Here is a 12,839-nt window from a genome sequence, read left to right as displayed (position 1 = left end):
CGGTCCTCAAGCCGGACGTAGCTGAACAGGTTGGCCGATCCCTCTTCACGCCCGCGCATCGCTCAAACCCCGCCGATCTCCCCGACAGAGTGAATCATCTCACCAGACAAGCCGCCAGCGACTTTTGCAGCAGCCTGTTAGGGCGCTCTCCGCGGAAGCGGCTCCCGGTTCGGCGCAGAGCGTGTCACGACGAAGGCTCAGGGCCGGTCAATGCAGGGCGTGGCCGCGCGCGATCCGCTGCCGCGCTGCCAAGTGCCGGCCGATCTCGAGCAGCAGGGTCTCGGCCAGCGCCAGCATGGGCGCCTCCCCGAACTGCGAGAGCGCGCTGTGCAGGGACAGGCACAGGTCCGCGGCCCGGTTGAGGGCGTCGATCAGGGTTCCGTCGCGTTGCGCGAAGGCCGTGCCGGCGGATTTGCTGTCCGAGATCTCGACGATCACCCCCCGGCCCGTGGTCGGGCGGCCCTGCTCGTCCAGGTGGAAATGCCCGCGGGTGAACAGCCAGCGCAGCCGGCCGGTCGGCGAGCACACGCGGTACTCGGCCGTGTAGGAGCCGCCGGACTGAACACAGTCCAGGATCACCTGCGAGATATGCGCCTGATCGTCCGGATGGACCGCCTTCAGGATCTCCGCGAAGCTGACCCCGGCCCGCGACCGGGCGGGGCTGATGTTGAACAGCAGGGCACTCACCGGATCGGCACGTGCCGTGTCCTCGGGAATGTCCCACATCCAGAAGCCGACGCCGCCGGAGGCTTCAAGGGCTGCGGCGAGCGCGGCCTCGGATACGACGTCGTCCGCCGCTTGATCCATCTGAACCGTCCCTTGCCCGACCAGGCCGTCCCGCTTCCCGTCGCCCGTGCGCCCCCGCGACAATTCAACTGGAAATCGATGATCGGGCGCAGCCTGTCTACAGCAAGTGTATGCCTCGCCTGCATTCGGCCTGCGCGTGCGGCGCCAGGCTCGGCGGGCGGCACGCGGCGGCGGCGCGTTCCGATCCCGGCCCGCACCGCGGCAATCGACGGGCGACCTTTAGACGGCATAGTTTGGTACAGGCTCTGTCCTTCGCGCAGGACAGGACTGCGCGGCCCGGGTTCGCACGGGTCCCAGCCGCTGCCCTGCGCAGTCTGTGCCTGGCTGATCTCCGCAGCCGCTACTGAGACGTGGTCGTATTCTTAGTGTTGGCCGTGAGTTGGCGGAACTGGCGTGTGATTTTGGATATTCCGCAGAAAAATTAGGTGTAGGGAACCTGCAGATTTAACGCTATGTGAAGAGGTCCACGCCGACCGGAGACCAGGATGCGCCGTTTCGCGCTCAAATCCGCAGTACTGTTCCTGTTGGCGTCGATGGTCGTCCTCCCGGTCCATGCGAAGCCGAAGCAGGTCCGGCTGCCGATGCTGGAGGTGCCCGACGATCTCGGCCTCATCCTCAAGAAGCCGAATTTCGGAAGCCGCGCGACGCTGCTGCGGTCGCCGGTCGAATTGTCGGACGTGAAGGACCGGCATGTCCTGGAACGGGAGCAACGCCTCTGGAGCCGCCTCAACGGGTCCCTCTGCGTGGGCTGCGGCGGGGCGCCGGGCGCAATCTATAGCAGTGCCTCGGCCGTGCGCCGGGTGAACTACGTGGATCCGGTCGCCGTCCTGAACGCGAGGCCCGCCGCCGTGGCGCAGACAGCCCTGGCGAGCCGCGTCGCCGCCCCGGCGCGGTCCGCCCGCGTCCACCTCGCTCACCGGCGCCAGCACCGGTCGCGCCTCTACGCCTATTACAGCCGGCTGCGCTATGCCGTGCTGAAGTGGCGCCGGCACCCCCACCACCGCCGCCGGATCCGCGCCGTCCAGCACGTGCCGCTGTCGCCCGCGTAGGCGCCGGTCCGGCCCGCTTCAGGCCGCCCCCGGCCTGCGTCAGGCCGCCCGCAGGGCCTCGATCTCGGCGAGCGTGACCGCCGTGCGGGCCCGGAGCGTGCCGAGCATCGGCGCGACATCCGCCCCCGCCCGGCAGGCGGCCTCGACCGCCCGGCAGGTCTCGGCGAGACCGGCGAAGCCCACCATGCTGGCCGCCGACACCATCGCGTGGGCGTCGAGCATGAGCCGGTCACGGCTCGCCTCGGGCGCGGCGGTCCCGAACCGCTGGGTGAGTTCCTTCGCCAGCATCGCCAGCAGGTCGTTCATCCGCGCGCGGCCGACCATCTCGGTCATCTCGTTGAGGACCGCGTGGTCGATCGTGTCGGCGGGGCGCTCCGGCTCCGCGGGGGTGCCGGTCCAGCGGTCGATCACGGCGAGCAGGGTCTGGACCCGGAACGGCTTGCCGACATGATCGTCGAGGCCGGCGGCGCGCAATTCGGCCACCTGCTCCGGCAGGACGTTCGCGGTCATCGCCACGATCGGCAGCCGGCCCCGCGGGGCGCCCAGCGCCCGGATCCGCCGGGTCGCCGCAATCCCGTCCATCACGGGCATCTGCACGTCCATCAGCACGAGGTCGTAGGTCCGGGCCTGGACGGCGGCGACCGCGTCGACCCCGTCGCCCACCACGTCCACCGCGTACCCGGCCCGTTCGAGGATCGTCCGGGCGAGATCCTGGTTCAGCGGCACGTCCTCGGCCAGCAGCAGGCGCTTGCCGGTCGCGCGGACGGTCGCGGCAGAGGCCGCCGCGACGGGGGACGCCGGCATCGTCGCGGGCAAAGCGGCCTCGAACCAGAAGATCGAGCCACACCCCACCGCACTCGCGACGCCGATCGTTCCGCCCATCAGCTCCACGAGCGACTTCGAGATGGCGAGGCCCAGCCCGGTTCCGCCGTATTCGCGGCTGATCGAGCCGTCGACCTGCGAGAACCGCCGGAACAGGCGGTCGCACTTGTCCGCCGGGATGCCGATCCCGGTATCGTGGATCTCGAAGCGCAGGCTGTGCGGGCCGGTTAGGATCGTCAGGCCGATGCGTCCCGCCGAAGTGAACTTCACCGCGTTGGTGAGCAGGTTGAGCAGAACCTGACGCAGGCGGTCCTCGTCGCCCTCGACCCAGTCCGGCAGGTCCGACCCGCAGGTGACGGCGAGGGTGAGGCCCTTGCGCTCGGCCGAGGGGCGCACGATCGAGACCGCGTTGTCGATGAGCGCTTCGAGGGCGAACGGCCGGGGTACGATCTCGATCTGCCCGGCCTCGACCTTCGAGAAATCGAGCACGTCGTTGACCACCGTCAGCAGCGCCGCCCCCGCGGTGCGGATCCGATCGGCATGCCGGCGCGCCGCCGGCCCGAGATCGGTCTCGTCGAGGAGCAGGTCGGCATAGCCGATCACCCCGTTCAGCGGCGTGCGGATCTCGTGGCTCATCGCGGCCAGGAACTCGCTCTTGGCCGCGCTCGCGCGCTCGGCCTCCAGCCGCGCCGCGTCCGCCACGGCCTTCGCGGCGAGGAGGTCCGCCTCGGCGACCTTCCGGGCGGTTACGTCGAGGTTGAGGCCGATGACCCGCCGCGTCCGCCCGTCCGGTCCGGGGGCGGCGCGCCCGACGCCGTTGATCCAGCGCACGCCGCCCTCCGGATCCGGGACCCGGAACTCGATCGAGAACGTCTCGCCCGTCTCGGCGGCCGCCGCGGCAGCCTCCAGGGCGCGGGCGCCGTCCTCGCGGTCGATCAGCGTCAGCCAGGTCTGCGCGTCGAGTTCGTACTCCCGATCGGTCTCGATCCCATGCAAGCGCGCGCTCTCGGCAGACCATGTGATCCGGCCGCTGTCGAGGTCGAGGTGCCACGTGCCCGCCTTGGCGGCCTGTTGGGCGAGGCGCAGCAGGCCGCTCGCCTCCTCGACGGCGCACCGGGCCGTCACGATCTCGTCGATGTCGAGGGCGGTGCCGAGCATCCCGACCATCGCCTCGCCCTGCCAGATCGGCAGGACCACGACCTTGTGCCAGCGATAGGCGCCGTCGTGCCGCCGCATCCGCCCCTCGACCTCGTAGCCGGTCCGCTGCGCGCGCGCATTGCGCCACAGCTGCTCCATCCGCTCCGCATCCTCGGGATGGTTGCGGGCGAGGCGCGCGGCCCGGGACGGCCCGATCGGGCCGTAGTAATCCTCGAAGCGCCGGTTGACGTAGGTCGCCTCCCCGGTCTCGGTGCTGGCGATCCAGACGAGCTGCGGCAGCGCGTCCGCGAGCGCCCGGTAGCGCGCCTCGCTCAGGCGGAGCGCATCCTCGGCGGACTTGCGGCCGCTCACGTCCCGCAGGGTCGCGACGTAGCCGTCGGCCGCCCCGGTTGCCCGATCGTGGGTCAGGCTGAAGGAGATCTCCAGCCAGACCCACGTTCCGTTCCTGTGCCGGTAGCGCTGGCAGGTCAGGGCCTGCGCGGTGCGGCCGCCGGTGAGGTCATCGAGGACGGCGCGGTAGGCCGCCACGTCGTCGGGATGGACGAAGTCGAGGGGCTGCGTGCCGACCAGATCCTCAGGATCGTAGCCCAGGACGGCGCGCATGGCGGGCGAGACGTAGCGGCGGCAGGTGCTGAGGTCCGACCAGATCACGATGTCGGTGCTGTTCTCGGTGAGGAGCCGGTAGCGGCGCTCGCTCTCCTCCATCGCCTGCTCGGCGATCCGGTGCTGCGTCACGTCGGTGAAGGTCAGGACCGCGCCGCCATCGCCCAGGGCCGAGCGGCGCACCTCCAGGGTGATCCCGGTGGGCAGGCGCCAGTCGAACAGCGGCGGGAGCGCCCCCAGGTCGCGGCCGGCGAGCCCGAGCCGCAGACCGGATTCCGCCGCCGCGAAATCGCCCCGGGCGCGCTGGTAGGCGTGGATATCCGGGAAGGCGACGCCGACGCGCAGCACGTCGCCCGGCAGGTCGAGCAGGTCCGCGGCGCTGCGGTTGAACACGCGGACCCGCTGCGCGGCGTCGAGCACCACGAGGCCCTGGTCCATGCTGTCCAGCGTCCCGTGCAGGAGCCGGTCGGTCTCGTGGGCGCGCCGCTCGGACCGGACGAGGTCGCTCACGTCGAGGAGCATGCCGTGCAGGGCGACGAGCGCGCCGTCGGGCCCGCATTCCGGCACGCCCTGGATGATCGCGTCGAGGACGGTCCCGTCCGGACGCACGATGCGGGTTCGCACCTGATAGGGAACCGCCGGCCGGTCTCCGGACAGGATTCCCTCGACCCGCGCGATCACGGCAGCGCGGTCATCCGGATGATAGCTGGCGAAATGGTCCTCGAACGCGAGATCGCGGCTCTCTGGCACTCCGAGAAGGCGCGCGAGGCCGGCCGAGCGGGTGACGCGGCGCGTGCGCGGGTCCAGGCGCCACTGGCCGAATCCGGCGGCGGCGTCCCAGGGCTCCGGTCCGCGCGTGGCCTGTGGGCCGGCGGGGTCCGGTGGCGGCGCGTCTGTGTGCATCTGCGCGGGCGGATCCGTTCGACCGGCGCGAACCGCGCCCCGACGCACCGACGGTGCTGTTGGGCCGCAGCTTTCTCACCCGATAGTTGCGGATTCCTTGTCGGCTCCCTGCGGCATGGGCGCCAGACGATCAAGCCGCGGTCGGGCGCCGCCCCGGACCCGCGAACGGCGATCCGGATTCGGCCGTGGAACCATCCTGTCGGCCCGCGGCTTCCTGGGCGGTGCCTCGGGATATTCTGCTCCCGCGCTGGCGCCACAAAGGATGTCCGTCCCCTCCGGGGCGGCGAGAAAGGATGCTTCCGTGCGTCGTTCGATCATTACCGCCGCCCTGTTCGCCGTTCTGGGCAGCGCCGTCGCGGTGCCGGCCTCGGCCGCGCCGATCGCCCCCGGGGCCGTTGCCGCGCCCGCCGACATGGTCAGCACCGTTCAGATGGACCGGATGGAGCGCCACATGATGCGCCGTCGCATGGAGCATCGCATGGAGCACCGGATGATGCGCCATCGGATGGAGCGCCGCATGATGCGTCGCGAGATGCGCCACCGCATGATGCACCGGATGTAAAGTCCGACCCGCCGCGGGCCGGCTCGACGGCCTGTCCGCGGCGGCCACGATGGAGGCGGGACGTCGCTGCCTCCACGGTCAAGCCGGTCGAACCATTCCCGGCGCGGTGCGTTTCAGCCCACCAATTCGAGGATGGGGAGGATTAAAACGATGAAGGCGTTTCTGGCGGCGGCCGCGGTGAGCGTCGGCCTTCTGGGCGTGGTTGGCCCGGTCGCGGCGCAGCCCCGCCCCTACGGTGACGATGACGGCTACCGCGACCGTGGCTATCGCGACCGCGGCGATTATGACGGCCGGGACCGCGGCTACCGCGACCGGGACGATTATCGGGACCGGGACGATTACCGCGGCGGGCGTTCCGCCTACGGGTTCGACGAGCGCGAGTATCTGCGCTGCAACCCGGATGTCCGGCGTGCCATCGCCAACGGTCAAATGGAATCCGGCGCCGCGCATTGGCGCGTGTTCGGGCGCAAGGAAGGCCGGCGGCTGAGCTGCTGATCGAGCGCTGATCGCGCAGGCTCCGGACGGATCGCTCCCTGGACCGCGCGACGAATCCCTAAGGGTCTGGCTGGGAAGCCGCCCCCGATCGCGCAACGATCGGGGGCGGCTTCCGTTTGTCTACCCCTGGAGCGCGCGGATGACGCGCGGGCTTGCCCAGCGCCCGGCCCTGCCACCCTCGCTGGCGGGCGCCATTCCTCGTGGCGTTGGATCGACTGCGGCGATCCTCTCGACCCGGCAAGGACGAGTTCTTGTCGACGCGCGTGCGAGTATAGAAGCACACAACTGGAAGTGTGTTCAAGAATTCTTGACGTTGAATGCTCGGCGCTTCAGGATGACGTGCGCTGTGTGACGGCGTCGGGCCCGGATATCTTTCGCCGATAGGTTCCGCGTCCCGTGTCGTCTTCTCTGCCGGGGGTGATATGAGGCGGTTGCTGCTGTCCGGTCTTGTCGTCCTGTCTGCCGTGACCGGATCCCTGGCTCAAGGGACTGGTGCGCCGGTGAAGATCGGCATCGCCCTGGGACTCACGGGTTCCTACGCGGCCTTCGGTGCGCAGGTCCGGACCGGTGCCGCGCAGGCGATCGAGGACATCAACAAGGCCGGCGGGATCAAGGGGCGCCCGCTGGAGCCGGTGATCGGCGACGACGCGTCCGATCCGAAGCAGGGCGTCTCGGTGGCCAACAAGCTCGCCAGCGCGGGCGTGACGATGGTGGTCGGCTCGTTCAGCTCCGGCGTGTCGATCCCGGCCTCGGACGTCTACCTCGATGCCGGCATCGTCCAGGTCACCCCGGCCTCCACGAACGTGAAGTTCACCGAGCGCGGCCATTGGAACACCTTCCGCACCTGCGGCCGCGACGACCAGCAGGGCAAGGTGGCGGGCGCCTACCTCGCGGAGCGCTTCAAGGACAAGAAAATCGCCCTCGTCCACGACAAGTCGCCCTACGGGAAGGGCTTGGCCGAGGAGACGCAGACCGCGCTGAAGGCCAACGGCGTCAAACCCGTGCTGTACGAGGGCATCAACCCGGGCGAGAAGGACTATTCGGCGCTCGTCTCCAGGCTGAAATCTGCAGGTGTCGATGTCGTCTATTACGGCGGCTACCACATCGAAGCCGGCCTGATCGTGCGGCAGATGCGCGACCAGGGCCTCAACGCATTGCTGGCGGGTGGCGACGGCCTCGCCCCCAAGGAGTTCGTGCAGATCGCCGGCCCTGGCGCGGACGGGACGCTGATGACCTTCGCGCCGGATCCGCGCAAGAACCCCGGTGCCCAGGCCATCGTGGCGGCGTTCAACGCCCGGGGCATCGATCCCGACGCCTATACGCTCTACGGCTACGCGGCCGTGCAGGTTCTGGCGCGGGCCATGGCGGAGACCGGCTCCAGCGACGGCAAGACGCTCGCCGACTGGCTGCACCAGGGCAAGACGATCGAGACCGTTGTCGGCCCGATCGCCTACGACAAGAAGGGCGACATCACCCGGCCCGACTATGTCGTGTACGCGTGGAAGAAGGGTCCGGACGGCAAGATCGACTACGCCGGCAACGAGCTGACCCCGTAGAGGCCGGTCCCGCGGCGGCATGACAGGCTGGCGCGGGTCGGCTGCAGACGCGCCCGAACCCGGACGGCTGCCTTCAGCGGCCGGAAAAGTTAATCGGCTTCAGGTGTTTGAGGGAGCGTTCGGGTTTCCGGCGCGATCCCTTATGGTCCCCCCGCGGCACGCCGGGGAGCCCCATGTTCGACTTCAGCCAGCTCCGGTGCTTCGCGGCGGTCGCGGAGGAGTTGCACTTCGGGCGCGCGGCCGCCCGGCTGAACATGACGCAGCCGCCCCTCTCGCGGCAGATCCAGGTGCTGGAGCGCGTGCTCGACGTGCAGCTCCTGGAGCGCACCAGCCGCTCCGTCCGGCTGACGGCGGCCGGGCGCAGCTTCCTCCCCGAGGCCCAGCGCATCCTGTGGTTGGCCGAGAGCGCGACCCACGTGACCCGGCAGGTCGCGGCGGGGCGCGGCGGCATCCTGAAGCTCGGCTTCACGGCGGCCTCGGCCTACGATTTCCTGCCACGCCTCGTCATCGCGCTCCGGCGGGCGCTGCCGGACGTCACCCTGTCGCTGCGCGAGATGGTGAGTCAGGATCAGGTCGAGGCCCTGCGCGCCGGCAGCCTCGACGCTGCCCTGGTGCGCCCGCCCGTGACGCATCCAGACCTGCATTCCGTCCAGGCGCTCGCCGAACCCCTCGTGGTCGCGCTGCCCGCGGGCAATCCCCTAGTCCGGCGCGACCGCCTCGTGCCTGGTGACCTCGTCGGCGAGTCGATCATCGGTTACGCGCCGAACGAGGCCCGCTACTTCCACGATCTTACCCTCGGCCTGCTTGCCGGGGCGGGGAGCCAGCCCCGAATCGTCCAGCAACTCACGCAGATCCACGCGATCCTGGCCCTGGTCCGGGCCGCTTTGGGGATCGCCCTGGTCCCGGCCGCGGCCGAGCACCTGCGGTTCGAGGGCGTGGTGTTCCGCCCGCTCGCGCTGCCCGCGCCGCGGCCGGTCGAGCTGCACCTGGCATGGCGGCGCGGCGCGGACGATCCGCTGATCGCGCAACTGCGCGCGATCCTATCGGACCTGCCGTCCGGCTGAGGCACGCCGATCGATGCAGGACGCGCATCGGTCGATCCAGCCTTTGGCTTTGACCTCCCGGTCAAAGGCTGCGCGTGATGGCGTGGACGGCGCGCAGACGCCCGGAGCCGCAGGGAAGGACTCGCGATGGACAGCCTCACCAACCGCTTCAAGGCCGCCCTCCGGGAGGACCGCCAGCAGATCGGCCTGTGGTGCAGCCTCGCGAGCCCGATCTCGACCGAGATCGTCGCCGGGGCCGGGTTCGACTGGCTGCTGCTCGATATGGAGCACTCGGCCAACGACCTGCGGGACATCTACGTTCAGCTTCAGGCGATGATGGAGAACGCCACCCACCCGGTGGTGCGGGTGCCGAGCGACGACCCCATTACCATCAAGCGCATCCTGGATGCCGGCGCGCAGTCGCTGATGATCCCCAACATCGACGATGCCGCGCAGGCCGAGCGGGTGGTCGCGGCGACCCGCTATGCGCCCCGGGGTATCCGCGGCTTCTCGCAAGCGCCCCGCGCCGCCCGGTTCGGCCGCATCCCGGACTACCACAAACGCTGCGAGTCCGAGATCTACGTGATCGTGCAGGTGGAATCGCGCCGCGCGTTGGACAATCTGGACGCGATCGCCGCCGTCGAGGGCGTGGACGGCGTGTTCATCGGGCCCGGCGATCTCTCCACCAGCCTCGGCTTTCTCGGCCAGCAGGGCCATCCGGAGGTGGTCCGCACCATCGAGGACGCCGTCGCGCGGATCGTGAAGGCCGGCAAGCATGCCGGCATCCTCACGCCGAGCGAGGAACTGGCCAAGCGCTACATCGCGGCCGGCACCCGGTTCACCGCCGTGGGCTCGGATCTGGGCCTGCTCGCCCGCAACGCCGAGGCGCTGGCCGGGCGCTTCCGCTCCGCGACCTGAGGGGATTCCGATGCAGGCCGAGATCGAAGCCCCGACCCGTCCTCAAGGCGCTGGCGACGTGCCGCGCACGATCCGCCTCAGCGCGCACGACAACGTCGCGATCGTGGTCAACGCCTTCGGGCTGCCGGCCGGCACGGTGTTCCCGGACGGGCTGGAACTCGTCGAGTTCGTGCCGCAGGGCCACAAGGTGGCGCTCACCGACATCCCGGAGGGCGGCGAGGTCTGGCGCTACGGCGAGGTGGTGGGTATCGCCACGCAGGCCATCCCCCGGGGTGCCTGGGTCGAGGAATCCCGGGTCGCGACCCCGGTCGCCCCGGCCCTCGACGCTCTGGAGCACGCCACCCGCGTGCCGGCCCCCCTGCCCCCGCTGGAGGGCTACACCTTCGCGGGTTACCGCAACCCGGACGGGTCGGTCGGCACCAAGAACATCCTGGCGATCTCGATCAGCGTGCAATGCGTCGCCGGCACCCTCGACGTGGCGATCCGGCGGATCAAGCAGGAGCTGCTGCCGCGCTTCCCCAATGTCGACGACGTGGTCGGCCTGACCCATGCCTATGGCTGCGGCGTCGCCATCAACGCCCCCGAGGCGGTGGTGCCGATCCGGACGCTGCAGAGCCTCGCGCAGAACCCGAATTTCGGCGGCGAGGTCATGGTGGTCGGCCTCGGCTGCGAGAAGCTCGTCTCGGAGCGCCTGCTGCCGGATGGCGGCGCGGCCGGCGACGGGGTGGTGCGCCTGCAGGACGAGCGCCACCGCGGCTTCTCCGCCATGATCGACAGCATCCTGGCGATGGCCGAGGCACGCCTGGAGGTGCTGAACCGCAGGACCCGCGAGACCTGCCCGGCCTCGGACCTCGTGGTCGGCCTGCAATGCGGCGGCAGCGACGCCTTCTCGGGGGTGACCGCCAACCCGGCGCTCGGCTTCGCGGCCGATCTGCTGGTCCGCTGCGGCGCCACCGTGATGTTCTCGGAGGTGACCGAGGTACGCGACGCGATCCACCTCCTGACGCCCCGGGCCAAGACCCCCGAGATCGCCGAGGCCCTGATCCGCGAGATGGCGTGGTACGACGCCTATCTCGCCAAGGGCGAGGCCGACCGCCGCGCCAACCCCTCGCCGGGCAACAAGAAGGGCGGCCTCAACAACATCGTCGAGAAGGCCCTGGGCTCGGTCGCCAAATCCGGCACCAGCGCGATCTCCGGCGTGCTCGCACCGGGCGAGCGCGTGCGCGAAAAAGGCCTGATCTTCGCCGCGACCCCGGCGAGCGACTTCGTCTGCGGCACGCTGCAGCTCGCCTCCGGGATCACCCTGCAGGTCTTCTCCACCGGCCGCGGCACGCCCTACGGCCTCGCTCAGGCACCGGTGATCAAGGTCGCCACCCGCACGGAACTCGCCGAGCGCTGGTCCGATCTGATCGACCTCGATGCCGGCCGGATCGCCACCGGTGAGGCGACGATCGAGGAGGTCGGCTGGGAGCTGTTCCACCTGATCCTCGACGTGGCGAGCGGGCGCAAGCGCCCCTGGTCCGACCAGTGGGGCCTGTTCAACGACCTGACCCTGTTCAATCCCGCGCCGATCACCTGAGGCGCGTGGCCTTGGTCGCCGGGCATGCGCCCCGCGGCGTCGTCAGCTTGGCTGGTTTCTGGTAGGCAGCCGGCATTGCCATGCCGCGCCTGATTCCCTCCCTCCGGACCGTCCTGTTCCGCCTGCACTGGGCGCTCGGCCTCACGGCCGGGCTCGTCCTTGCGCTGATGGGCCTGACCGGGGCTCTGATGAGCTACGAGGAGGCGGTCACCGCCTTCGCCAACCGCGACCGGCTCACGGTGACCGCCGGTGACCGGTCGGCGCTCGCCCCCTCGGCCCTGGTGGCGCGAATCGAGGCCCAGGCCGGCCTGACGGTGAACATCCTCACCCTGGCGGACGACCCGGCGGCGAGCGTCCATGTCCGCTTCGCCCGGGATCCCGCGACCCGCGAGCGGCCGCCTGCGGTCTATGCCGACCCCTACGACGGCGCGGTGCTCGGTCCGGTGCGGCTGGAGGGGGCGTTCACCACGGTGCGGGACCTGCACCGCTGGCTGCTCCTGCCCGGCGGCTCCAAGGGTTGGGGCCGCACCATCACGGGCGCCTGCGTGCTGGCGCTCCTCGTCTTTCTGGGGACCGGCCTCTATCTGCGCTGGCCCCAAATCCATCGCTGGCGGATCTGGCTGAAGCCGAGCCTGTCCCGACCGGGCCGACCGCGCTGGTGGTCGCTGCACGCCGTGGTGGGGACATGGCTGATGCCGGTCTACCTCGTGATGGCGCTGACGGGGCTGACGTGGTCGTACCCATCCTTCAAGGATGCCGCCATGGGGCTTCTGGTGGGTGATCGGGAGACGGCGAAGCCGATGCGCGCCCCCGGCCGCAGGGCCGCCCCCGAGGCGCCGGCCGACGCATCCGGGCCGGCTTCCGTCGACCGCGCCTGGGCGGCGTTCCGGGCCGGCGAGGGGCGTGAGGCGGGCACCACTCTGCTGACCCTGCCGAGCCCCGACGCGAAGGCGATCCGGATCCGCTGGCTGCCGAAGGGTGTCGATGACCTGAGCGCCCGCAACGAGGCCCGCTACGATGCCGCCACCGGTCTGCTTCTGGCTACCGAGCGCGCCGCGGACCTGCCGCTGGGCCGGCGCCTCATGGACAACATCTTGGAGGTCCACCGCGGCCGCTTCTTCGGCGACCTGTTCGCCCTGCTGTTCTGCCTCGCGGCGCTGGCCCTGCCGGGCTTCGCGGCGACCGGGCTGACCCTCTACGTCCTGCGCCGCCGCGCGGCGGCGCGGCGGCGGCCGGAGGCTATGCGGGCGACCCTGCGCGAGGCCAATCCCTGAGTGCCGCCCTCGGCGGAGACCATCGAGCTCCGGGGGCGCGGGATCCCAAAGGGCTGAGCCCTTTGGCGGG

The 12,839-nt window shown here is 70.7% G+C and carries 10 protein-coding genes; 8 read left to right on the top strand and 2 right to left on the bottom strand.

The window, feature by feature from the left end; all coding sequences use genetic code 11:
• Nucleotides 1-207 precede the first annotated feature (207 nt).
• Nucleotides 208-807, bottom strand: coding sequence for a PAS domain-containing protein (locus MKK84_RS11915; RefSeq protein WP_243919975.1), 600 nt, complete (start codon nucleotides 805-807; stop codon nucleotides 208-210).
• Nucleotides 808-1,292: 485 nt separating this feature from the next.
• On the opposite strand from MKK84_RS11915, the gene MKK84_RS11910 reads away from it, so the two are divergent.
• Nucleotides 1,293-1,856, top strand: a complete 564-nt coding sequence (locus tag MKK84_RS11910; RefSeq protein ID WP_243919974.1) for a hypothetical protein — start codon at nucleotides 1,293-1,295, stop codon at nucleotides 1,854-1,856.
• Between the two features lie 39 nt (nucleotides 1,857-1,895).
• On the opposite strand, the gene MKK84_RS11905 is transcribed toward MKK84_RS11910, so the two are convergent.
• Entirely contained in the window at nucleotides 1,896-5,342 is a 3,447-nt protein-coding gene (locus MKK84_RS11905) for a PAS domain S-box protein (protein WP_243919973.1), read from the bottom strand.
• Between the two features lie 301 nt (nucleotides 5,343-5,643).
• On the opposite strand from MKK84_RS11905, the gene MKK84_RS11900 reads away from it, so the two are divergent.
• From MKK84_RS11900 to MKK84_RS11870, 7 genes are all read left to right on the top strand, one after another.
• Nucleotides 5,644-5,904, top strand: coding sequence for a hypothetical protein (locus MKK84_RS11900; protein ID WP_243919972.1), 261 nt, complete (start codon nucleotides 5,644-5,646; stop codon nucleotides 5,902-5,904).
• A 150-nt stretch (nucleotides 5,905-6,054) separates the two neighbouring features.
• Nucleotides 6,055-6,399: a hypothetical protein gene (locus MKK84_RS11895; protein ID WP_243919971.1), complete on the top strand. Its 345-nt coding sequence runs from the start codon at nucleotides 6,055-6,057 to the stop codon at nucleotides 6,397-6,399.
• A gap of 422 nt (nucleotides 6,400-6,821) precedes the next feature.
• The gene (locus MKK84_RS11890) at nucleotides 6,822-7,955 is read left to right on the top strand and encodes a branched-chain amino acid ABC transporter substrate-binding protein (protein WP_243919963.1); all 1,134 of its coding nucleotides are present in this window, start codon (nucleotides 6,822-6,824) and stop codon (nucleotides 7,953-7,955) included.
• 173 nt (nucleotides 7,956-8,128) lie between these two features.
• The gene (locus MKK84_RS11885) at nucleotides 8,129-9,019 is read left to right on the top strand and encodes a LysR family transcriptional regulator (protein ID WP_243919961.1); all 891 of its coding nucleotides are present in this window, start codon (nucleotides 8,129-8,131) and stop codon (nucleotides 9,017-9,019) included.
• Between the two features lie 126 nt (nucleotides 9,020-9,145).
• Nucleotides 9,146-9,916 carry an HpcH/HpaI aldolase family protein gene (locus MKK84_RS11880; protein WP_243919959.1) on the top strand — a complete coding sequence of 257 codons (771 nt, stop codon included), beginning with the start codon at nucleotides 9,146-9,148 and terminating at the stop codon, nucleotides 9,914-9,916.
• Nucleotides 9,917-9,926: 10 nt separating this feature from the next.
• Nucleotides 9,927-11,495 (top strand): galactarate dehydratase, encoded by a 1,569-nt coding sequence (gene garD / locus MKK84_RS11875; RefSeq protein ID WP_243919957.1) that lies wholly within the window; start codon nucleotides 9,927-9,929, stop codon nucleotides 11,493-11,495.
• An 80-nt stretch (nucleotides 11,496-11,575) separates the two neighbouring features.
• Nucleotides 11,576-12,769, top strand: coding sequence for a PepSY-associated TM helix domain-containing protein (locus MKK84_RS11870; RefSeq protein WP_243919955.1), 1,194 nt, complete (start codon nucleotides 11,576-11,578; stop codon nucleotides 12,767-12,769).
• Nucleotides 12,770-12,839: the final 70 nt, after the last annotated feature.

It is taken from the genome of Methylobacterium sp. E-065 (genome assembly GCF_022829605.1).
GTDB lineage: Bacteria > Pseudomonadota > Alphaproteobacteria > Rhizobiales > Beijerinckiaceae > Methylobacterium.
This window is presented reverse-complemented; position numbering and strand designations above follow the sequence as displayed.

Bases quoted from the DNA above. Each gene is read 5' to 3' on its own strand.
- MKK84_RS11915 (WP_243919975.1), bottom strand. From the start codon at position 807: ATGGATCAAGCGGCGGACGACGTCGTATCCGAGGCCGCGCTCGCCGCA.
- MKK84_RS11910 (WP_243919974.1), top strand. From the start codon at position 1,293: ATGCGCCGTTTCGCGCTCAAATCCGCAGTACTGTTCCTGTTGGCGTCG.
- MKK84_RS11905 (WP_243919973.1), bottom strand. From the start codon at position 5,342: ATGCACACAGACGCGCCGCCACCGGACCCCGCCGGCCCACAGGCCACG.
- MKK84_RS11895 (WP_243919971.1), top strand. From the start codon at position 6,055: ATGAAGGCGTTTCTGGCGGCGGCCGCGGTGAGCGTCGGCCTTCTGGGC.
- MKK84_RS11890 (WP_243919963.1), top strand. From the start codon at position 6,822: ATGAGGCGGTTGCTGCTGTCCGGTCTTGTCGTCCTGTCTGCCGTGACC.
- MKK84_RS11885 (WP_243919961.1), top strand. From the start codon at position 8,129: ATGTTCGACTTCAGCCAGCTCCGGTGCTTCGCGGCGGTCGCGGAGGAG.
- MKK84_RS11880 (WP_243919959.1), top strand. From the start codon at position 9,146: ATGGACAGCCTCACCAACCGCTTCAAGGCCGCCCTCCGGGAGGACCGC.
- garD (WP_243919957.1), top strand. From the start codon at position 9,927: ATGCAGGCCGAGATCGAAGCCCCGACCCGTCCTCAAGGCGCTGGCGAC.
- MKK84_RS11870 (WP_243919955.1), top strand. From the start codon at position 11,576: ATGCCGCGCCTGATTCCCTCCCTCCGGACCGTCCTGTTCCGCCTGCAC.